This window comes from Kitasatospora sp. NPDC048365, assembly GCF_043200835.1.
In the GTDB taxonomy this organism is placed as follows: Bacteria; Actinomycetota; Actinomycetes; order Streptomycetales; family Streptomycetaceae; genus Kitasatospora; species Kitasatospora terrestris.
On sequence record NZ_JBICYJ010000011.1, the window covers coordinates 97,221 to 117,362 of the forward strand.

General features: G+C 74.3%; 15 protein-coding genes, 5 tRNA genes and 2 pseudogenes. 13 read left to right on the forward strand and 9 right to left on the reverse strand.

From position 1 onward, the window contains the following. Positions 1-20: 20 nt before the first annotated feature. Entirely contained in the window at positions 21-692 is a 672-nt protein-coding gene (locus ACGFX4_RS13885; RefSeq protein WP_393072988.1) for a nitroreductase family protein, read from the forward strand. Positions 693-832: 140 nt separating this feature from the next. After that, positions 833-1,426 carry a GNAT family N-acetyltransferase gene (locus ACGFX4_RS13890; protein ID WP_393072990.1) on the forward strand — a complete coding sequence of 198 codons (594 nt, stop codon included), beginning with the start codon at positions 833-835 and terminating at the stop codon, positions 1,424-1,426. Between the two features lie 52 nt (positions 1,427-1,478). Here the strand turns inward: ACGFX4_RS13890 and ACGFX4_RS13895 are convergent, their stop codons facing one another. Then, positions 1,479-2,435 carry an aldo/keto reductase gene (locus tag ACGFX4_RS13895; RefSeq protein WP_393072992.1) on the reverse strand — a complete coding sequence of 319 codons (957 nt, stop codon included), beginning with the start codon at positions 2,433-2,435 and terminating at the stop codon, positions 1,479-1,481. Between the two features lie 280 nt (positions 2,436-2,715). Here ACGFX4_RS13895 and ACGFX4_RS13900 point away from each other — a divergent pair, with 280 nt between their 5' ends. From ACGFX4_RS13900 to ACGFX4_RS13940, 9 genes are all read left to right on the forward strand, one after another. Then, complete coding sequence (locus ACGFX4_RS13900) at positions 2,716-4,236, forward strand: carbohydrate binding domain-containing protein (protein ID WP_393072994.1); 1,521 nt, start codon at positions 2,716-2,718, stop codon at positions 4,234-4,236. Positions 4,237-4,322: 86 nt separating this feature from the next. Next, positions 4,323-5,210, forward strand: a complete 888-nt coding sequence (locus ACGFX4_RS13905; protein ID WP_393072996.1) for a hypothetical protein — start codon at positions 4,323-4,325, stop codon at positions 5,208-5,210. 36 nt (positions 5,211-5,246) lie between these two features. Continuing rightward, a tRNA-Val gene (locus tag ACGFX4_RS13910) sits at positions 5,247-5,324 on the forward strand. A 117-nt stretch (positions 5,325-5,441) separates the two neighbouring features. Beyond that, positions 5,442-5,514 (forward strand) — tRNA-Gly (locus ACGFX4_RS13915). 12 nt (positions 5,515-5,526) lie between these two features. Then, positions 5,527-5,605, forward strand: a tRNA-Trp gene (locus ACGFX4_RS13920). 133 nt (positions 5,606-5,738) lie between these two features. After that, positions 5,739-5,813 (forward strand) — tRNA-Arg (locus ACGFX4_RS13925). Positions 5,814-5,868: 55 nt separating this feature from the next. Continuing rightward, positions 5,869-5,941: transfer RNA gene (locus ACGFX4_RS13930), tRNA-Ala, on the forward strand. Between the two features lie 33 nt (positions 5,942-5,974). Next, positions 5,975-7,339 carry an SDR family NAD(P)-dependent oxidoreductase gene (locus ACGFX4_RS13935; protein ID WP_393072998.1) on the forward strand — a complete coding sequence of 455 codons (1,365 nt, stop codon included), beginning with the start codon at positions 5,975-5,977 and terminating at the stop codon, positions 7,337-7,339. After that, a complete protein-coding gene (locus ACGFX4_RS13940; protein ID WP_393073000.1) occupies positions 7,336-8,508 on the forward strand; it encodes a ribonuclease inhibitor in 1,173 nt (390 codons plus the stop codon). The genes ACGFX4_RS13935 and ACGFX4_RS13940 overlap by 4 nt, the downstream gene beginning before the upstream one ends. Positions 8,509-8,515: 7 nt before the next feature. On the opposite strand, the pseudogene ACGFX4_RS13945 reads toward ACGFX4_RS13940, so the two are convergent. From ACGFX4_RS13945 to ACGFX4_RS13955, 3 genes and pseudogenes are all read right to left on the reverse strand, one after another. Beyond that, positions 8,516-10,380, reverse strand: a pseudogene (locus ACGFX4_RS13945) (AAA family ATPase). Next, a complete protein-coding gene (locus tag ACGFX4_RS13950) occupies positions 10,377-11,759 on the reverse strand; it encodes a hypothetical protein (protein WP_393073001.1) in 1,383 nt (460 codons plus the stop codon). The pseudogene ACGFX4_RS13945 and the gene ACGFX4_RS13950 overlap by 4 nt, the downstream one beginning before the upstream one ends. Beyond that, positions 11,756-12,637: a hypothetical protein gene (locus tag ACGFX4_RS13955; protein WP_393073003.1), complete on the reverse strand. Its 882-nt coding sequence runs from the start codon at positions 12,635-12,637 to the stop codon at positions 11,756-11,758. Before ACGFX4_RS13955 ends, ACGFX4_RS13950 begins: the two co-directional genes overlap by 4 nt. Positions 12,638-12,741: 104 nt before the next feature. Here ACGFX4_RS13955 and ACGFX4_RS13960 point away from each other — a divergent pair, with 104 nt between their 5' ends. Then, positions 12,742-13,302 carry an NUDIX hydrolase gene (locus ACGFX4_RS13960; RefSeq protein WP_393073005.1) on the forward strand — a complete coding sequence of 187 codons (561 nt, stop codon included), beginning with the start codon at positions 12,742-12,744 and terminating at the stop codon, positions 13,300-13,302. A 79-nt stretch (positions 13,303-13,381) separates the two neighbouring features. Here the strand turns inward: ACGFX4_RS13960 and ACGFX4_RS13965 are convergent, their stop codons facing one another. From ACGFX4_RS13965 to ACGFX4_RS13985, 5 genes and pseudogenes are all read right to left on the reverse strand, one after another. Then, on the reverse strand, positions 13,382-15,718 hold the full coding sequence (locus ACGFX4_RS13965) for a Tex family protein (RefSeq protein ID WP_393073183.1): 2,337 nt from the start codon (positions 15,716-15,718) through the stop codon (positions 13,382-13,384). A gap of 161 nt (positions 15,719-15,879) precedes the next feature. Beyond that, entirely contained in the window at positions 15,880-16,677 is a 798-nt protein-coding gene (locus ACGFX4_RS13970; RefSeq protein WP_393073007.1) for an SGNH/GDSL hydrolase family protein, read from the reverse strand. Between the two features lie 108 nt (positions 16,678-16,785). Continuing rightward, positions 16,786-17,724 (reverse strand): GNAT family N-acetyltransferase, encoded by a 939-nt coding sequence (locus ACGFX4_RS13975; protein WP_393073009.1) that lies wholly within the window; start codon positions 17,722-17,724, stop codon positions 16,786-16,788. Positions 17,725-17,906: 182 nt separating this feature from the next. After that, positions 17,907-18,374, reverse strand: a complete 468-nt coding sequence (locus ACGFX4_RS13980; protein ID WP_393073011.1) for a DUF3291 domain-containing protein — start codon at positions 18,372-18,374, stop codon at positions 17,907-17,909. Positions 18,375-18,471: 97 nt separating this feature from the next. Beyond that, positions 18,472-18,825: pseudogene (locus ACGFX4_RS13985) on the reverse strand (winged helix-turn-helix transcriptional regulator); the annotation flags it as partial. A gap of 101 nt (positions 18,826-18,926) precedes the next feature. Between ACGFX4_RS13985 and ACGFX4_RS13990 the strand changes: the two are divergent. After that, positions 18,927-20,138, forward strand: a complete 1,212-nt coding sequence (locus ACGFX4_RS13990) for a pyridoxal phosphate-dependent aminotransferase (RefSeq protein WP_393073014.1) — start codon at positions 18,927-18,929, stop codon at positions 20,136-20,138. The last annotated feature ends 4 nt before the right edge of the window (positions 20,139-20,142 follow it).

A 20,142-nucleotide genomic window follows, 5' to 3' on the forward strand; every position in this document is an offset into this window, starting at 1 on the left:
CATGTGCTGTGCTGGCGACCATGGTTGACAGTGCATCGGCGACGGCCCACCCGACCGTCCCGCTCCGACCCATGACGGTGCCCGCCCAACAGGCGGCGGACCGCTGCCGCACCTTCCACGACGTGATGGCCCAGCGCCGGACCGTCCGCGACTACGCCACCGATCCGATCCCGGACGGGGTGCTGGAGTGGGCGGTCCGGACCGCCGCCACCGCGCCCAGCGGGGCGCACGTCCAGCCCTGGCGGTTCGTGGTGATCACCGACCCCGAGCGCAAGCGGAAGCTGCGTGAGGCGGCCGAGGCCGAGGAGCGCGAGTTCTACGGCCGCCGGGCGTCCGAGGAGTGGCTGGCCGCGCTCGCCCCGATCGGCACCGACTGGCACAAGCCGTTCCTGGAGGACGCGCCCGCGGTCATCGTGGTCTTCGAGGTGCACAAGGGCCCCGACACGCCCCGGCCGTACTACGTCAAGGAGTCCGTCGGCATCGCGGTCGGGCTGCTGCTGGCCTCCCTCCACCAGGCCGGGCTCGCCACCCTCACCCACACGCCCAGCCCGATGCGCTTCCTCAACGAGGTGTGCGAACGCCCGGCCGAGGAGCGCGCCGCGTACGTCATCCCGGTCGGCTACCCCGCGCCCGGGGCGCGGGTGCCGGACCTGCTGCGCAAACCGCTGGAGGACGTCCTGGTCCGGCTCTGACCCGACGCCGATCCGGCTCTGACCCGACGCCGATCCGGCTCCGACCCGACGCCGATCCGGCACTGATCCGGCTCCGATCCGCACCGGCCGGTCGGGGAAAGCGCTGGTCAGGGCGGTACCGGGTGGCCCATACTCCGATCATGAGCCACTCCCCGGACGCCCCTGACAGCACGCCCCGACCGGTCACCACCGGCCGCCCGCCCGAGCTGCTGCCGCTCTTCGACGGCTACCGGCTGCGCCGCCGCCGGCGCTCCGACGCCGCCGGCCTGAACGCCACCGTCACCACCAACCTGGAGCACCTGCGCCCCTGGATGCCCTGGGCCGGCCGGGCCCCCGAGATGGCGCACAGCGTGGAGATGGCCGCCGCCGGCGAGCGGATCTGGGACGAGGGCACCGACTTCATGTACGTGGTCGACACCGCCGCCGACCCCGCCGCGGTGCTCGGCGCGTTCGGCCTGCACGGCCGGATCGGCGCGGGCGCGCTGGAGCTCGGCTACTGGGTGGACGCCGCGCACACCGGGCGCGGCATCGCCACCGGCGCGGCCCGGGCGCTCACCGAGGCCGCGCTCGCGCTGCCCGGGATCGGGCGGGTGGAGATCCACTGCGACGAGGCGAACACCGCGAGCGCCGGCGTCCCGCGCCGGATCGGCTACCGCTTCGACCGGGTCGAGGAGGTCCCGATCGGCGCACCGTCCGAGACCGGCCGCCGACAGATCTGGATCCGCGAGCGCTGAGCCTCCGGCAGGCCCCGCCGTGCGTCCTGCGCGCGGCGGGGCCCGCACCGGCTCAGTAGCGGGAGCCGACCGCCGGGGGCAGGGCGTCCAGCTCCGCCAGGTCGGCCGCGGTGAGCCGCACGTCGGCCGAACCGGCGTTGTCCGCCAGATACTTGGGCGTCTTGGTGCCCGGGATCGGCACCACGTACCGGCCCTGGGCCAGCACCCAGGCCAGCGCCACCTGCGCGGGCGTCGCCCCGTGCCGGGCGGCGATCTCCTTCACCTTCTCCACCAGCGCCAGGTTGGCCGCCAGCGCGTCCGCCTGGAAGCGCGGCAGGTTGGAGCGCCAGTCGTCCGCCGGGATGTCCTCGGCCGAGGCGAACCGGCCGGTCAGGAACCCCCGGCCGAGCGGGGAGAACGGCAGGAAGGCGATGCCGTGCTCCTCGGTGTACGGCAGCACCTCGTCCAGCGCGTCGCGGGTCCACAGCGAGAGCTCGGACTGCACCGAGGCCACCGGGTGCACCGCCCGTGCCCGCTCGATCTGCTCCACCGTCACCTCGGACAGGCCGATCCGCAGCGCCTTGCCGGCCTGCACCGCCTCCGCCAGCGCGCCCCAGGTCTCCTCGATCGGCACCGCCGGGTCGACCCGGTGCAGCTGGTACAGGTCGACGTGGTCGGTGCCCAGGCGGCGCAGGCTGTCGTCGATCGAGCGCCGCACGTGCTCCGGCCGGCCGTCGTTGCCGACCCGCGCCCCGCCGGTGCCGGGCACCAGGCCGACCTTGGTGGCCAGCACCGCCCGCTCGCGGAACTCGCCGGTCAGCGCCTTGCCGACCAACTCCTCGTTGTCGTACGGGCCGTAGATGTCGGCCGTGTCGATCAGCGTGGACCCCAGGTCGAGCGCGGCCCGGATCACCTCCACCGAGGTCGAGTCGTCCCGGCCGTTCGGGTCGTACGCCCAGGTCATCCCCATGCAGCCGAGCCCGACCACGCCGACCTCGGGTCCGCCGCTGCCCAGTGTGGTGGTACGCATCGCCCTCACTCCTCTTCGTTCCGAACCGGTCGTGCGGGAACCAGCCTGTCCCTTGGAGTGCACTCGAAGTCAAGCGGCGGGGCTGAAGCGCGGCGGGCCGGAACCTTAAGGTCCGGTCAAACCGGATGAGTTCGCTTGACGTGCACAAGTGGTCCAGTCCATTTTGAACGCGGAGCCGCCCGACCCGGCACCGCGTCAGGACCGAATCCCCCACATCCGCGCCGCCCGTGACGCCCCGTCCACGTCCCGGCCGCCGCGGCACGTCCGAAAGGCAACCCCCATGCCACGCGAGCTCCACCGTCACGCCGCCCGGCGGCGTTCCGCCCTCGTTCCCGCGCTCTGCGCCGCCGCACTCGCCGCCGGCGGCCTGGCCGGCCTCGGCGCCACCGCCGACGCCGCCGCGACCAACCTGCTCGCCGACCCCGGCCTGGAGTCCGGCGCGCTCGGCGCCTGGAGCTGCGCCGGCGGCACCGGCTCGGTCGTCAACTCGCCCGTGCACAGCGGCTCGTACGCGCTGCGCGGGGCGGCCTCCGCGTCCAGCACCGCCCAGTGCAGCCAGACCGTCGCCGTCCAGCCGAACACCACCTACGCGCTGAGCGCCTGGGTGCAGGGCCAGTACGTGTACCTCGGCGCGACCGGCAGCGGCGTCACCGACCCCGCCACCTGGACGCCCGGCGGCAGCTCCTGGCAGCAGCTGTCCACCAGCTTCACCACCGGCGCGGCCACCACCAGCGTCACCGTCTACCTGCACGGCTGGTACGGCCAGGGCGCGTACACCGCCGACGACATCGTGCTCTCCGGCCCGGGCGGCACGCCGACCAGCCCGCCGCCGAGCAGCTCCTCGCCGTCCCCGTCCGCCTCGGCCTCGGCGTCCGCCTCCGCGTCGCCGTCGTCGACCGCCACCACTCCCCCGCCGAACGTCGCCGTCCCGGTCGCCCCGTACGTGGACCTGGGCTCCTGGCCGACCCCGGTGCTCACGGACCTCGCGGCGGCGGGCAACCTGAAGTCCTTCACGCTGGCGTTCGTCACCTCCACCGGCTGCAAGGCCACCTGGTTCAACGCCTACGACCCGCGCAGCGGCTGGGGCAAGGACCAGATCGACGCCCTGCGCGCGGCCGGCGGCGACGTCAAGGTCTCCTTCGGCGGCGCCTCCGGCACCGAACTCGCCCAGGCCTGCTCGACGGTGGACTCGCTGTTCGCCGAGTACGACGCGGTGGTGAAGGCGTACAACCTGAAGTACGTCGACTTCGACATCGAGGGCGCCGCCGTCCTCGACACCGCCGCCAACGACCGCCGTTCGGCGGCGCTCGCCAAGCTGCAGCAGGCGCACCCCGGCCTGAAGGTGTCGCTCACCCTGCCGGTGCTGCCGGAGGGCCTGACCGCCGAGGGTGTCTCCGTGGTCCGCTCCGCCCGCGACAAGGGCGTAAACCTGGACCTGGTCAACGTGATGGCCATGGACTACAACCGGCCCGCCACCGACTACGGCGACGACGCCGTGCAGGCCGCCCAGTCCACCCACGACCAGATCAAGGCGCTCTACCCCGCCAAGACCGACGCCCAGCTGTGGGCGATGACCGGCGTGACCCCGATGCTGGGCGAGAACGACGACCACGGCGTCTACAACCAGGCCGACGCCCAGCAGTTGGTGGCCTTCGCCAAGCAGAAGCACCTGGGCGTGCTGGCGTTCTGGGAGATGACCCGCGACCGCAACGCCTGCACCGGCGGCCCGCTCTACAAGTGCACCAACGTTGCGCAGAGCCCGTACGAGTTCTCGAAGATCTTCGCCCAGTACGCGGGCTGATCATCCGTCAATTCCCGTTGGACAGGCCCGCCCGGGTGGTGTTCGATCGGTGGTCGTCCCACCCCGAACACCACCCGGGAGGCACCGTGCCCTTCGACCGCGCCCTGCCCCGCCGCGCCTGGCACCACCTGGAACCCGCCCACGCGGTGCTGTACTTCGCGCCGGAGGCGTTCGCCGAAGCGGCCCGGCTCGGGTACGACGTCGAGGACCGCTGGCCGAGCTACTTCGCCTGGCGCGCCGCCCCGCTGGGCGCCGTCGGCGCGGAGCTCACCGCCGCCACCTTCTACAGCTTCAGCCCGGCCGCGGTCGCCCGCCACGTCCCCGCCGTCTGGGCCGTGGCCGATCCGGCGGCCGTCCTGGACGCCCGCCTGCGGGCCGTGGACGCCGCCTACCGGGCCCTGTTCGGCGAGCCGGCCGGGATGCCCGACCTCGCCGAACTGGCCGGCCTGGCGCGACGGGCCGCCGACGCCGCGGCCGCCGACAGCGCCGGGCGACCGCTCACCGCCGCCAACGCGGCGCTGGGCCCGGCCGACGAGCCCCACCTCGACCTCTGGCAGGCCCTCGCCGTCCTGCGCGAGCACCGGGGCGACGGACACCTGGCCGCGCTGATGGCCGCCGGGCTCGATCCGTGCGAGTCCCTGGTCTCCTTCGCGGCCATCGGGGCCGCACCGGCCGCCAACTTCGCCGGCCGCGGCTGGACCGAGCAGGAGTGGACCGCCGCGACCGAGCGGCTGGCGACCCGCGGCTGGGTCGACGCGGACGGCGCCGCCACCGACCGGGGCCGGGCCGGGCGCAACGAGGTCGAGCGGCTCACCGACCAGCTCGCCGCCGCACCCTGGTGGGCCCTCGGCACCGCGGGCACCGAACGCTTCATGGAGCTGATGGTCCCGCTGTTCCTGACAGTCATCCAGTCGGGCCTGCTGCCCGCGCAGAGCACCCTGGGGGTCACCACCGTCCCGGCACCGACCTGGTAGCCGGGGACGGACCCGGCCCGGTAGCATCACGGCCGCGCCCGGGCGTAGGCGCAGAGGCAGACGCCGCCGCCCCCACAAGGCGGAGCACGCCGGTTCGAATCCGGCCCCCGGGCGGCTCCCCACCGCGGGCCCGTAGCGCAGAGGCAGTCGCAGCGTCCCTTCAAGGACGTCCACGCCGGTTCGAATCCGGTCGGGTCCACACCCTGGCTCGCGCTACCATCCGTAGCGTCATCCGGGCGTAGCGCAGAGGCAGGCGCACCGCCCTTCCAAGGCGGACCCGCCGGTTCGAATCCGGCCCCCGGGTGGCGCCGCTTCAGGGCCCCGTAGCGCAGAGGCAGACGCGACCGGTCTCCAGAACCGGGGGGACGCCGGTTCGAATCCGGCCGGGCCCACCAGCGCACAATCCGCTTGCCGACCGCCGCGGCCGAGCGGCTAGCATCCCTCTCGCCCCCGGGCGTAGCGCAGAGGCAGGCGCGCCGCCTGCTAAGCGGAGCACGCCGGTTCGAATCCGGCCCCCGGGCGGCACTCGGGCCCCGTAGCGCAGCGGGCAGTCGCGCCGGACTACGGATCCGGAACACGCCGGTTCGAATCCGGCCGGGCCCACCGACACAATCCGCTTGCCGACCGCCGCGGCCGAGCGGCTAGCATCCCTCTCACCCCCGGGCGTAGCGCAGAGGCAGACGCGGCGCGATGGCATCGCGCAGACGCCGGTTCGAATCCGGCCCCCGGGCGGCACCCGATGCAGGCCGCACCCCGGAGGAACGATGTCGCAGGTCGAGCTGGACGACGCGGAGTTGGCCGCGTTCGACCGGACGGTCGGGCGGCTGCGGGCGCTGCCGGCCGACCATCCGGTGCGGCTGCGGGCCGAGCGGGTCGCCGAGTCCTTCGTCCGGGACGGCCGTCGCGGCCGCCGGCAGGAGCGCCGGGAGACCGCGACGGACGCCGATGCCGCGCTGCTCGCCGCGACCGCCACCGGCGCCAGGGCCCGCCGGGAGGACGCGCCGCTGGCGCCGCAGGCCGCCGCGGGACCGGTCGGCGAGCTGCGCCGCTCCCGGCGCTGCTATGTCTGCAAGTCGACTTACCGTCAGGTGGACGGCTTCTACCACCTGCTCTGCCCGGCCTGCGCGGCGGACAACACGGCCCGCCGGGCGCTCTCCACCGACCTGCGCGGCCGCCGGGCGCTGCTGACCGGCGGCCGGGTCAAGATCGGCTTCCAGCTGGCCCTGATGCTGCTGCGGGACGGCGCGGAGCTGATCGTCACCAGCCGCTTCCCGCACGACACGGTCCGCCGCTTCCGGGCGGCCGAGGGCAGCGAGCGGTGGCTGGACCGGCTGCGGGTGGTCGGCATCGACCTGCGCGACCCGCGCCAGGTGCTGGGCCTGTGCGAGCAGTTGCGCGCCGACGGCCGGCCGCTGGACATCCTGGTGAACAACGCCGCCCAGACCCTGCGCCGCCCGCCCGAGGCGTACGCGGTGCTCGCGGCGGGCGAGGACGGCCCGACCCCGGCCCTGGTCTCGCACGCGCCCGGCTTCACCCCGATGCCCGCGCTGACCGCCGCCTGGCCCGCCGCCGAACTGGCGCCCGCCGCGATGGACGGCCGGGTGCTGCCCGCCGTGGACGAGGCCGGGCTGCTCCCCGACACCGCGCCGGCCAACTCCTGGTCCGCGACCCTCGGCGGCCTGGACCCGGCGGAGGTGCTGGAGACCCAGCTGGTCAACGCGCTCGCGCCGGCGCTGCTCTGCGACCGCCTGCTGCCGCTGCTGCTGGCCTCCCCGCACCCGTCCCGGTACATCGTCAACGTGACCGCCGTGGAGGGCCGGTTCGCGGTCCGCAACAAGATGCCCGGCCACCCGCACACCAACATGGCGAAGGCGGCGCTCAACATGCTGACCCGCACCAGCGCCGCCGAACTGGCGGGCCGGGGCGTGCACATGTGCGCCGTGGACACCGGCTGGATCACCGACGAGAACCCGCTGCCGAAGAAGTCCCGGCTGGCCGCGCACGGCTTCCGCACCCCGCTGGACATCGTGGACGGCGCGGCCCGGGTGTACGACCCGATCGTCCGGGGCGAGGCGGGCGACCCGCTCTCCGGCGTCTTCCTCAAGGACTACCGGGTGGCGGAGTGGTGACCGACGGCGCCGAATTCGCGGGTGTCCCGAGTGTGGTGCCGCGCCCGGTCGCCGACCTGGAGCCGCTGCTGGCCTGGCTGCGCGCCGGTGTGCCGACCGACCGCCGCCTGGACTTCCCGGCCGGCACGGCCCTGCCGGACGGCCGGCTCGACCTGTGCAAGCAGCAGCTCGGCCCGGACGGCGCCCGGCTGGTCGCCGAAGCGGTGGCCGACGGCGCGGGCGACTCCCCCGTCCGCCACCTCCTGCTGGGCACCGACGGCCTGGGCGACGAGGGCGCCGAGGCGGTCTCCGCCCGTGCCGCCGACGCCGGGGTGCACACCCTCTACCTGGGCTGCAACACCATCACCGCCGCCGGGGCCTGCCGGATCGCCGACCGGCTGCGGGCCTCCCCGCAGACCGTCCGGGCGCTCTGGCTCAAGCGCAACCCGCTGGGCGTCCGGGCCGGACAGGCGGCCGCCGAACTGATCTCCGCCGCCGAGCGCCTGCGCACCCTCGACCTGGTGCAGACCGGCCTGGACGCGCCCGGCCTCACCGCCCTGGCCGACGCGCTGCTCGCCGGCGGGCGGACCTTCGAACGGCTCTACCTGGGCGGCAACCCGCTCGGCCCGTCCGGCGCCGAGCCGCTGGCCCGCCTGGTCGCCGCCGGAGCCACCGAGGAGCTGTACGCCGCGGCCGCCGGCCTCGGCGACCCGGGTGCCCGGACGATCGCCGCCGCGCTCGCCCGCGCCCCGTACGGCCGGCTGCGCCGCCTGTCGCTGGCGAGTTCGGGCATCGGCCCGGAGGCGCTCGCCGGGCTGGTGGCCGCCGCGGCCGCCGCCGGGGTGGAGCTCCTCGACCTGGGACGGGTCCGGGCCGCCGCCGCGCTCGGCGCGCCGGACAACCGGCTGGACCACGCCGCCGCCGACCGGATCGGCACCGCGCTGACCGCCGCCCCGCACCGGCTGGGCCACCTGGTGCTGGCCAACACCGGTGCCCGCAGCCGGGAGGCGCACCGCCTGCTGGACCTGGCGCCGCACGCGGCCACCCCCACCCGGTACGTCTTCGGCAAGGGCGTGGCCACCACCGTCCGGCGCCGCCTGGACGCGCTCGCCGCGGCCGTCCCGCCGCCGGCGGTGGCCCCGGACGTGGCGGCGGTGCGCAGCGTCCACCGCACCCCGCCGCCGCCCTGACCCTCCGTCAACTCCTCATCTGCGCGAACACCTTCATCCAGTACCGCTGCTGCTCGGCGGAGGCACCCACCAGGTAGGTGGAGCGCAGCTTCGCCGGCAGCAGCGCGACCAGCGCCGCCACCGCCTTGCGGTGCTTCTCCAACTGGCTCAACTCGGCGTTGGCCACCGCCTGGTGGACCACGTCGGTGTCGTTGTTGCCCTCCGACCCGGCCCCGGCCCCGGCCGCCCCGGCCGCCGCGGCGGAGCGCAGCCGGGCGAGCCAGCCGTCCAGGTCGCGGGCGATCTCCTTCAGCCCGGTGACCTGCCTCCCGGCGAGCCGGTCGGTGAGCGCGGTCAGCGGCACCGGGGCGTACTCGCCGTCGCCCAGGTAGACGGTGCCCAACTGCAGGGGCAGGCCGCGCCGGTGGAGCTTGATCAGGCGCTCCATGGTGCGCTTGGTGATCCACGCCCGGCCGTCCTCGTCGAGGTCGTTCTTCCACCACTCCAGCACCGTCTCGGCGTCCCGGCCGTAGTGCCGGATCACCACTCGTTGGCCGGGATGTCCGCCGGGGTGACGGTGAGCGAGGCGGTGAACCGAGTCGCCTGGGCGATGTTGTTGCGGGCGACCAGCAGCTTGCGGCCCAGGTGGTACGGCGGGTTCTGCAGGGCGATCTGGGCGCGCAGTCCCTCGATCGGGCGGCCGGCGATCGACCACTCCTGGGTGATCTCCATCAGCTTGGCGAAGGCCGCCTTGTCCTTGGGCCGGTTGTACTCGTCCCAGATGATCGCCTTCGGCCCGGCACCGGTGAAGTCGGCGGCGAGCAGGTTCTCCAGCGCGCCGTCCGGGGTGGGGACGGGCGCGCAGAGGTCCTCGACGTTGGTCACCGGCATCGAGAAGTACAGCGCGTCGTGGCCCAGCGCCGCCCGGGTCAGCTCCCGGACCAGCTCGGTCTTCCCGCAGCCGGGCGGGCCCTGCAGCAGGACCGCCCAGCGGTTGGCGAGCGCCGCCTCGACCAGCCGGCGGACCGGGTCGGCGATCCGGTCCGGATTGGGCACGCCGACGGCGGCCGCGATCCGGTCGAGGACCTCGCCGGTCCGGTCCCGGCCCGGCCTGCCGTCCTTCCCCGGCTCGGCGAGCCGCATCCGCTCCCCGTTGACCAGCGGGAGTCCCCACACCAGCGGGAAGCCCTCCCGCGCCATCGCCAGCACGTGCTCCAGGGTGCGCGGCGACAGCAGTTCGCGCATCGCCGGGTCGAGCGACGCCCAGATCCGGAACACCTTGGACAGGTCCCAGTCCCGGTGGACCGCAGCCAGCCGGTGCCGCCAGGCGGTGTCGTTGGCGGTGATCCGCAGGGTCACCATCCGGTCCAGGATCGCCAGGTCGCTGCGCCGGGCGCTGGTCTCCGCCAGTGACTCGTTGTCGGTGAGGAACACCCCGATGCAGCCCAGCGCCCGCAGGTCGTACCCGCCGAGCGTCCAGTTGCAGGCGATCTGCATCAGCTGCGACTGGATCGTCTCCCCCGCCTGCAGCGAGTCGTCGATCAGCAGCACGAACGGCCGGCCCGGCTTCAGCTGGCTCATCACCAGCTGCCGCAGCACCAGTTCACCGGTGGCCTCATCCCGCACCGGGGCGTTGGCCAGCAGGTCGTCCGGGGTCAGGTTGGCCGCCGGGACGACCACCAGCACCGCGTCCGGGTAGGCCGCGGCCAGGTGCGAATGGAAGGTCGACGTCTTGCCGATGCCGTGCTCGCCGAAGACCTGGCCGGTCTGGCCGAGCTCGATCATCGCGTCGATGAAGGACTCCAGCGGCGAGGTGCCGGTCCAGCCCTCCGGCGGAGCCGGGTAGGTGGCGCTCGGCCGCCAGGTCCGGGCGGCGGGCGTGGTGGTGGTCATGATGCTCCTGTGGTGACCCGGTGGCAGGCCATCTGCGGGGTGTGGTGGTCGGGCCAGTCGTCGCCGCCCTCGGTGATCAGCCAGATCCACTTGTCGGGCTCGGCGGGGGTGATGTGCGGGGCGTAGCCGTCGGTGAGCACGACCACCGCGTCCGGGCGTTCCTCGAACACCCGCCCCTCCGCGGTCGGCGTCCGGCCCTCCACGTGGTCGGCGACCGCCTGGAAACTCGTCCCGCCGCCGCCGTACACCCGCTCGCCCGGCCGGAACGGCATCACCACGCCGTCGAACGACAGCCAGTGCGCCTCCACCCCGTCGATCCGGCCGACCAGCTCGGTCAGCCACTCGACCACGTGGCCCGGCATCGAACCCGAGGTGTCGTACGCGACCACCAGCACCTTGGTGCGCACCGGCCCGCGCCGCGACAGCGTCGGCGGCTGCCCCAGCGCCGCCAGCAAGGCGCCGCGCTTCTTCGGGTAGACCAGCCGCTCGCCCTCGGACAGCTTGCTCGCCAGCACGTCGACCAGCCAGCGCTGCCACCAGTCGACCTTGCGGGTCGCCGTGGTGGTGCCGCGCAGCGCGCCCGCGCCGAGCGTGCCCCACAGCCGGGTCGCGCGCTCGGACGCGCCGTCCGTCCGGTCCAGCAGGTCGAGCAGCTCGCGCTCCGCCAGGGCCTGGCCGCGGCGCGCCGCCAGCAGCGTGTTCAGCAGCACCGAGGACCCGATCCGGTCGACCGTCTCCTGGTCGGCGGGCACGCCGCCCGGCAGCAGGTGCAGGCACCGGTGGGCCGGCACCGGCGGATCCGTCATCCGCAGCAGCTCCCGGTACACGCTCTGGTCGGTCGCCACGAAATCCGGGTACGCCAGCGCGTCCAGGCCCTGCGCGGTCAGGTCCACGACGTACCCGGCGTGGATCTCCCGCGGGTCGATCCCCACCGGCTCGCCGTCCACCACCGGCAGGCCGGACCGGCCGAGCCGGACCATCGCCACGTGGTTGATCGACACCTCGGTCGCCACCCGGAACACCGGATCCGCCCGCAGCTCCGGCTCGGCGAACAGGTGCCGCTGCAACAGGTGCCGCGCCTCGTGGAACAGCACGAACTTCACCCCCGCCAGGCCGATCTCCACGAAGAACCGCGGGTTGTACAGCAGCAGGCACGTCCCGTCGCCGGACGCCACCACCGCCGCCGTCTCCACCGCCGTGGTCGGCAGCTGGTGATGGCACTTCGCGTACAGCCACGACGCCACCGCGGACTCGGTCAACCCGAAGTCCAGCAGCGCCGCCTCCTTCAGCCGCCGTGCCTGCGCCACCACCTCCGGCGGCGCGGGCCGCCACTCCGCCAGGGCCCGCCGATCCGTCAGGTCGACCACGTGCATGCTCATCCCGACGACCCCTCCGGCTCGGGGCCGGCGATGGCTGCGGCCAGGTCGACGAGTTCGGCCGTGGTGCCGATGAACTCGGGGAGGAGCTGCGCCACGATCGCCCAGGCCTCGACGTGGCTGCCGAGCCGCTCGTGCACCAGGGGGCGGACCGCCGCCGCGCTGCGGTCCACCACGCGCGGTTGCGCCCGGTACAGGACGTCCAGCAGCGGCAGCGCGGTGATCGCCGGTGCCACCCCGGTCACCAGGTCGTCCAGGCCTTCGACGATCCCGGCCTCCCGCAGCCGGTGGGTGAACTTGGCGTGCGTGCCGAAGGCCGTCCGCAGCGAGGGCGGACAGTCGAAGCGCTCGGCGAGCGCCCAGCGCGCGTACCCGGGCAGCGGCCGCTCGGCGTGGGCCGCCGCGACGCCGGGCCAGTCCGCGGTGCGCACCTCCTGCGCCGCCCGCCGGGCCCGCTTCAGCGATCCTCGAGTGACCGCCCCGTACAGCCGGTCCAGGATCCGGGGCAGGGCGAGACCCTCGCCGAGCCGCTCGTCGTCCGGCCGGACCGCGGTGACGTACGGGCTGCGCTCGATCCTCCGGCCGGCGTCCCCGGGCCCGAACGGCACGCCGGCGACCACGTCGCGGGCCAGGCCGGCGGGCAGCAGGCCCATGCCGAACAGGGTCGCGTTGACCTCCGGGTCGTCCGCCTGCAGCAGCCACAGCCGGACCTGCGCGGGTGCCTGCCGCACCTCGCCGCGGAAGGAGTTGTCGACGACGCCCCCGGCGGCGGCCCGTCCCTCGTCGAGGCCGAGCCGGGTGCGGACCCGTTCGGCGACCCCGTCGTCCGCCATCCGCAGCAGAAAGCCGACGGCGGTCGCGGTCCGATCGTCCAGTGCCATGGTTGCCTGCCCCCTAGTCTCCGCCGACATGATGCCAGCCCGCCCCCCACCTCCGAACAGCGAATATCCCGGCGTCGGGGATCATCGGGCACTACGATCGATCAATGACGGACACCACGGACAGAGCAGCGGAACTCGCGGCCCTCGCAGCCCGGTTCCCGATCCTGCACGCACCCCAGCGCTGGGCCTGGGGCGGCATCGACGCCCAGTTCTCCGCCGAGCTGCCACCGGACCGGCTGATCACCAACATCCACCTGGTGGGGTTCACCGACGGGCTGGTCGTGCTGTGCCACGACGCCCGCGGCCACTGGTTCCTGCCCGGCGGCACCCGGGAGGCCGCCGAGTCCGTGGAGACCTGCCTGGAACGCGAGTTGCGCGAGGAGGCGGGCGCCCGCCTGGTCGGGCCGGCGACCTGGCTCGGCGCGCACCGCGCCGTCACCGACCTCCCGGTGCCGTACAAGCCGTGGCAGCCGCACCCCGAGAAGGCGTGGCTGTGGGGCTGGGCGGAGGTCGTGGTCGACTCCACGCCGACCAACCCCGCGGACGGCGAGCAGGTCGTGGAGGTCCGCGCGATGGAGCCGGCGGAGGCCAAGCGGCTCCTGATGCGCGGCCCCGACGGGTGGTGGGGCGAGCTCGTGGACCTCGCGGTGGAGCAGTACCGCTAGGGCGCGTGCGACGGCGCGGCCGGCCGTCCCGGTACCGGGTGGCTGGTCGCGCGGTCCCACGCGCCCCTGGCGGTTCGTGCTACTTGGTCAGGCCGGCCCGGCGCAGGGCGTCCGCCATCGCGCTGTTGGCCGCCGGCGGCTGGTTGCCGCCGGCGCCGCGGCGGTCCTGGCGCGGCGGGCGCTGCCCGCGCTCGCGCTCGCGCCGCTCGCCACCGCCGCCACCACCGTTGCCGCCGCCGGACTTCACGTCGTCGTCGAGCCGCAGCGTCAGCCCGATCCGCTTGCGCGGCACGTCGACGGTGGTGACCCGGACCTTGACGATGTCGCCGGGCTTGACGACCTCGCGCGGGTCCTTGACGAAGTTCTTCGACAGCGCGGACACGTGGACCAGGCCGTCCTGGTGCACGCCGATGTCGACGAACGCGCCGAACGCCGCCACGTTGGTGACGACGCCTTCCAGCACCATGCCGACCTCCAGGTCGCCGATCTTGTCGACGCCCTCCTTGAAGGTCGCGGTCTGGAACGCGGGGCGCGGGTCGCGGCCGGGCTTGTCGAGCTCGCCGAGGATGTCGGTGACGGTGGGCACGCCGAAGGTGTCGTCGGCGAACTCGGCGGGCTTCAGCGACCGCAGGACGGCTCCGTTGCCGATCAGGGTCCGCAGGTCGCCGCCGGTCGCGGCGAGGATCCGGCGCACCACGGGGTACGCCTCGGGGTGCACGGCGGAGGCGTCCAGCGGGTCGTCGCCGTCCGGGATGCGCAGGAAGCCCGCGCACTGCTCGAACGCCTTCGGGCCGAGCCGGGCCACGTCCTTGAGCGCCTTGCGGGTGCGGAACGGCCCGTTGGCGTCGCGGTGCGCGACGATGTTGTCGGCGAGCGTGCCGGTGATGCCGGAGACCCGGGTGAGCAGCGGCGCCGACGCGGTGTTGACGTCCACGCCGACGGCGTTGACGCAGTCCTCGACGACGGCGTCCAGCGAGCGGGAGAGCTTCACCTCGCTGAGGTCGTGCTGGTACTGGCCGACGCCGATCGACTTCGGGTCGATCTTCACCAGCTCGGCCAGCGGGTCCTGCAGTCGGCGGGCGATGGAGACCGCGCCGCGGATCGACACGTCCAGGCCGGGCAGTTCCTGCGAGGCGAACGCGGACGCCGAGTAGACGGACGCGCCGGCCTCGCTGACCATCACCTTGGTGAGCTTCAGGTCGGGGTGACGGGTGATCAGGTCGCCGGCGAGCTTGTCGGTCTCGCGCGAGGCGGTGCCGTTGCCGATGGCGACCAGGTCGACGTCGTGCTTCTTGGCCAGGGCCGCCAGGGTGGCGATCGCGGCGTCCCACTTGTTGGCGGGCTGGTGGGGGTAGACGGTGTCGTGGGCGACGACCTTGCCGGTGGCGTCCACGATCGCGACCTTGACGCCGGTCCGGAAGCCCGGGTCGAGGCCCATGGTGGCGCGGGTGCCGGCGGGGGCGGCGAGCAGCAGGTCGCGCAGGTTGGCGGCGAAGACGCGGACGGCCTCGTCCTCGGCCTCGGAGCGCAGCCGGGTGCGCTGGTCGATGCCGAGCCGGACCAGGATCCGGGTGCGCCAGGCCCAACGGACGGTGTCGGTCAGCCACTTGTCGCCGGGGCGGCCGCGGTCGGCGACGCCGAAGCGGGCGGCGATCCGCTGCTCGTAGTCGTTCTCGCCGGGCAGGTCGGTGGCCTCGGAGCCGTCCAGCGGGGAGAGTTCGAGGTCGAGGACCTCCTCCTTCTCGCCGCGCAGCATGGCGAGGATGCGGTGCGAGGGGAGCTTGGTGTACGGCTCGGCGAAGTCGAAGTAGTCGGCGAACTTGGCGCCGTCCTGCTCCTTGCCGTCGCGCACCTTGGCGACCAGGCGGCCGCGGGTCCACATCCGCTCGCGCAGCGAGCCGACCAGGTCGGCGTCCTCGCCGAAGCGCTCGACCAGGATCGAGCGGGCGCCGTCCAGGGCGGCGGCGGTGTCGGCGACGGCCTCGTTCAGGTAGCCGCCGGCGACCGCGGCCGGGTCCTTGGTGGGGTCGGCGAGCAGGGTGTCGGCGAGCGGTTCGAGGCCGGCCTCGCGGGCGATCTGCGCCTTGGTGCGCCGCTTGGGCTTGAACGGGAGGTAGATGTCCTCCAGGCGGGCCTTGGAGTCCGCGGCGAGGACCTGGGCGCGCAGCGTGTCGTCCAGTTTGCCCTGGGCCTCGATCGACTCCAGGACGGCGGTCCGGCGGTCCTCCAGCTCGCGGAGGTAGCGCAGCCGCTCCTCCAGGGTGCGCAGTTGGGCGTCGTCGAGCGCGCCGGTGGCCTCCTTGCGGTAGCGGGCGATGAACGGCACGGTGGAGCCGCCGTCGAGCAGGTCGACGGCCGCCTTCACCTGCCCTTCGCGGACGCCCAGCTCATCGGCGATCTTGCGTTCGACTGGCATGGTCACGAAGCCGGCACCTTCTCTGGTTCTCCTCGCGGGACTCCGCCATTCTGGCAGGTCCGGACCGACCGGTCGGGCCGGGCGGAATCCCGGGCGCGGCGGCACGACGGGCGGCCGGACGCGCGGCGGACGGGTGTGTTCAGCCCTCGTACGGGAGCAGTTCAGCCCTCGTACGGGAGCAGTTCGGGCCGCTTGGCGGGGCGGCCGTCGCCGGAGGAGCGGCCGCGCAGCCGGCGGCCGATCCACGGGCCGAGGTGCAGGCGCAGCCAGCGCAGGTCGTCGCGCAGCTTCTCGCCCCGGCCGCGCGGCGCGGCGGTGGGGAGCGGGGCCCGCCAGTCCTCGGCGGCGGGTCGGCCGAGCGCCTCCAGGACGGCGGCGGCGACCCGGCGGTGGCCTTCCGGCGAGAGGTGCAGGCGGTCCTCGGCCCACATCCGGCGGTCGTCGAAGCACGGCGCGGTGTACAGGTCGACCACCACGACGCGGCCGGGGTTGTCGCGGGCGATCGACTCGACGAAGGCCTTCATCCGCAGGATCGCCGGGAGCAGCCGGGTGGAGCCGGGCAGTCGGCGGGTCGGGTCGGTGCTGGTGAACATCACCACGGTCCGGCCCTCGGCGATCAGGGCCGCCGCGGCCTTGCCGAGGCGCTCCTCGACGTCGTCGACGTCGCAGCCGGGCCGCAGCACGTCGTTCAGCCCGCCGGCGAGGGTGACCAGGTCGGTGCCCATCGTCGCGGCGGTGCCGACCTGCTCCTCGCAGATCTGGCCGATCAGCTTGCCGCGCACCGCGAGGTTCGCGTACCGGAACTCCCGGCCGGGCCGTTCGGCGGCGAGGGCGGCGGCGACCCGGTCGGCCCAGCCGCGGAACTGGCCGTCGGGCAGCAGGTCGTCGCACATGCCCTCGGTGAAGGAGTCACCGACGGCGACGTAACTGGACACGGGGGATGCGGGTGTGTTCTCCATGGCCCACCGATGGTACGCGCACCCGCGATCCGGGCCGCGCGGGCCCTACCCCTCGGTAGGGCGGGCCCGCGCGGCCCGGTGCGGGTCAGGGCCCGGCCGGCCGTCGGGTCAGTGCGCGGCCGCCGAGAGGACCAGGCGGACGCCGAAGTTGCGGTAGCCGGCCCGGTCGAAGGCGGCGGCCATCGGGGCGTTGCCGAAGTCGGTGTCCGCCCCGATCCGCTGGGCGCCGCGGCCGGCGTGGGAGCGGGTGATCTCGCCGAGCAGGTCGTCGACCAGTCCGCGGCCGCGCTGCTCGGGGACGACGCCGAGGTAGCCGACCACCGGGCCGCCCTGGTTGGCGGAGGGGATGGCGAAGCCCGCGACCTCGCCCTGCGGGGTGTACGCGAGCCGCCACCAGGCCCGCTCGCCGGGCATCCGCAGGTAGTCGGCCAGGGTGTCCTCGGCCTGCGCCTGCGCGTCGGCCCGTTCGAGGCCGCGCCGGGTGTCGTCGTCGAGGCTGCCGACGGCGACCCGCCGGAACACCTCGACGAACGCGGCGTCGTCGGGCTCGGCCCGGAACTCGACCAGGCCGCGGTCGGCGGGCACCGGGAGCTCCGGCGTCCACTCGTAGCGCAGCCGTTCCAGCTCGGCGCCGAGCCCGGCGCGCGCCGCGGCGTCCTGCCGCCAGCGCACCGCGGCGGCGACGGCCGGGTCCTGCCGCCAGCCCGGCGGAAGGAAGAGGTGGTACTCGGGCAGGCTCCCGGCCGGGAAGGCCCGGTGCGCGGCGCTCAGCAGCGCGGCGGCGACGGCGACCCGGTCGGCGACGGACTCGTCGACCCAGATGCAGTCCAGGGCGAGCGGGCGGTCGCCCTCGGGGAAGGTCCACCAGACGGCGCGGGCGAGCATCCGCCCGTCGGCGTCCTCGGCGATCCAGGTGTGCGCGGGCCGGTAGCTGCCGGCGTCCAGGAAGCGGCGGTACCGCTCGGGGTCGGCCCAGCTGATCGGGTCGGTGACGGTGACGGAGAGGACGGCGTCGAGGTCGGACTCGACGGTGGGACGGAAGAACACGCTGCCTCCGGAGCAGTCGGGAGGCGCCTGGGCCGGCTCAGCGGCCGGTACGCGGAGGCGCCGGGGTGTGAACGGGATGCATCGCGACGCCTCCTTCCTCCGCCCGCGGCGGCCTGCGGCGCTCCGTGCGCCGGAGCGTCACTCAACCACAGCGGCGCTGACGGATCAACAGTTTTCCCGGGTCAGGCGTCCGGCGCCGGGAAGCGGTCCTTCAGCGTGAACGCCTCGGCGGTGGGGCCCTTCGCCCGCAGCAGGTCGAGCCGCACCTCGGCCTCGGCGACGGTCGGCCGGTGCCCGGCGGGCACCCACCACAGCGCGGTCATCGCCTCGGCCGGCCGCTCGAACCACTCGCGCCGCCGCTTGAGCACCGGCCGGTGCTCCGGGCTGTAGACGTACGCCTCCAGCGTCCCGGGGTCGCGCCAGACCGACATGTTGACGAGCAGCCAGTCGTCCCCGTAGATCCGCGAGCCGGTCGCGTTGCCGCCGTACTCGCCGTCGGCCAGCCGCCACACAAAGCCCTCGGCCCGGTCGGCGGCGGCGTTGAGCGGCTCCAACGCGGCGACGAAGTCGGCGAGTTGCGGGCTGTCCAGCGGGGCGAGCATCCGGGCGATGTTGATCTGGGCGAGCTGGTACGCGGGTTCGGTGGTCATGCGGCGACGCTAACCACGCGCCGCGCCGCGCGACACCCCCGGTCCACCACCCGGGACGCCCGGGCGGCGGTCAGCCGTCCGCCACCGGCTGCCCGGTGTACCAGTGGCCGCGCACCGCGTCGGTCGGCCGGGGCTCGCCGAGCTCGTCCGTGCCCCAGGCGGCGAGCGCCTCGACGACGCCGCGCAGGGCCAGGCCGCGGTCGGTCAGCCGGTAGAGGACGGCGTTGGCGGGCTTCTCCATCCGGTGCCGCTCGGCGAGGCCCTCGCTCTCCAGCTGCTTGAGCCGGGCGGCGAGGATGTCGGTGGACACGCCGGGCAGGTCGGCGTGCAGGTCGGTGTAGCGGCGCGGACCGCCGAGCAGCTCCCGGACGATGAGCAGGCTCCAGCGCTCGCCCACCGCGTCCAGGGCGCGGGCGACGGCGCAGTACTGGTCGTAGCTTCGGCGTGGCATGCGGTCAGCATAGCCAATAGGTTGGACTTTCCAAGCGACTACTTGGTAGAACAAAGCATTGCCGGCCGCGGTGGCCCGGCGACCGGTCCGGGAGGCCCCTGATGGAGTTCCGCCAGTCCAGCAAGCTCAAGGACGTGTGCTACGAGATCCGTGGCCCGGTCGTGGACACCGCCAACGCCCTCGAGGAGGCCGGGCACAGCGTGCTCCGGCTGAACACCGGCAACCCGGCGACGTTCGGCTTCGAGGCGCCCGAGGAGATCGTCCAGGACATCATCCGCAACCTCCCCAACGCGCACGGGTACAGCGACTCGCGCGGCATCCTGCCCGCCCGGCGCGCGGTGGTGCAGTACTACCAGCAGCGCGGGGTCGCCGGGGTCACCGTGGACGACGTCTACATGGGCAACGGCGCGTCCGAGCTCATCCAGATGGCGGTGCAGGCCCTGGTCGACGACGGGGACGAGGTGCTCGTCCCGGCGCCGGACTTCCCGCTCTGGACGGCCGTGGTCCGGCTGGCCGGCGGCAAGGCGGTCCACTACCTCTGCGACGAGGAGGCGGACTGGTACCCGGACCTGGAGGACATCGCCGCCAAGATCAGCCACCGCACCAAGGCGATCGTCGTCATCAACCCGAACAACCCGACCGGCGCGGTCTACCCGAAGGAGCTCCTGGAGGGCATCCTCGAACTCGCCCGCCGGCACGGCCTGATGGTGCTCGCCGACGAGATCTACGACAAGATCCTCTACGACGGCGCCGAGCACCACTGCCTGGCGGCGCTCGCCGACGACGTCCTCACCCTCACCTTCAACGGCCTGTCCAAGTCCTACCGGGTGTGCGGCTACCGCAGCGGCTGGCTGGCGGTCTCCGGCCCGAAGGAGCTCGCCAAGGACTACCTGGAGGGCCTGACCATGCTGGCCGGCATGCGGCTGTGCCCCAACGTGCCCGCCCAGTACGCCGTCCAGGCCGCGCTCGGCGGCCACCAGTCGATCAACGACCTGGTGCTGCCCACCGGGCGGCTCACCGAGCAGCGGGACGTCGCCTGGCGGGCGCTCAACGACATCCCGGGCGTCAGCTGCGTCAAGCCCAAGGGCGCGCTGTACGCCTTCGCCAGGCTCGACCCGGCGGTGCACAAGATCGTCGACGACGAGCGGTTCGTGCTGGACCTGCTGCTCCGCGAGAAGATCCACATCGTCCAGGGCACCGGCTTCAACTGGCCCCGCCCGGACCACTTCCGCTTCGTCACGCTGCCCCGCGCGGACGACCTGGAGACCGCGATCAGCCGGATCGGCCGCTTCCTCACCACCTACCGCCAGTAGCGGT

Excerpts from the sequence above, each read along its gene's own strand:
- ACGFX4_RS13885 (WP_393072988.1), top strand. The coding sequence starts at position 21 with ATGGTTGACAGTGCATCGGCGACGGCCCACCCGACCGTCCCGCTCCGA.
- ACGFX4_RS13890 (WP_393072990.1), top strand. The coding sequence starts at position 833 with ATGAGCCACTCCCCGGACGCCCCTGACAGCACGCCCCGACCGGTCACC.
- ACGFX4_RS13895 (WP_393072992.1), bottom strand. The coding sequence starts at position 2,435 with ATGCGTACCACCACACTGGGCAGCGGCGGACCCGAGGTCGGCGTGGTC.
- ACGFX4_RS13900 (WP_393072994.1), top strand. The coding sequence starts at position 2,716 with ATGCCACGCGAGCTCCACCGTCACGCCGCCCGGCGGCGTTCCGCCCTC.
- ACGFX4_RS13935 (WP_393072998.1), top strand. The coding sequence starts at position 5,975 with ATGTCGCAGGTCGAGCTGGACGACGCGGAGTTGGCCGCGTTCGACCGG.
- ACGFX4_RS13950 (WP_393073001.1), bottom strand. The coding sequence starts at position 11,759 with ATGAGCATGCACGTGGTCGACCTGACGGATCGGCGGGCCCTGGCGGAG.
- ACGFX4_RS13955 (WP_393073003.1), bottom strand. The coding sequence starts at position 12,637 with ATGGCACTGGACGATCGGACCGCGACCGCCGTCGGCTTTCTGCTGCGG.
- ACGFX4_RS13960 (WP_393073005.1), top strand. The coding sequence starts at position 12,742 with ATGACGGACACCACGGACAGAGCAGCGGAACTCGCGGCCCTCGCAGCC.
- ACGFX4_RS13965 (WP_393073183.1), bottom strand. The coding sequence starts at position 15,718 with ATGCCAGTCGAACGCAAGATCGCCGATGAGCTGGGCGTCCGCGAAGGG.
- ACGFX4_RS13970 (WP_393073007.1), bottom strand. The coding sequence starts at position 16,677 with ATGGAGAACACACCCGCATCCCCCGTGTCCAGTTACGTCGCCGTCGGT.
- ACGFX4_RS13980 (WP_393073011.1), bottom strand. The coding sequence starts at position 18,374 with ATGACCACCGAACCCGCGTACCAGCTCGCCCAGATCAACATCGCCCGG.
- ACGFX4_RS13990 (WP_393073014.1), top strand. The coding sequence starts at position 18,927 with ATGGAGTTCCGCCAGTCCAGCAAGCTCAAGGACGTGTGCTACGAGATC.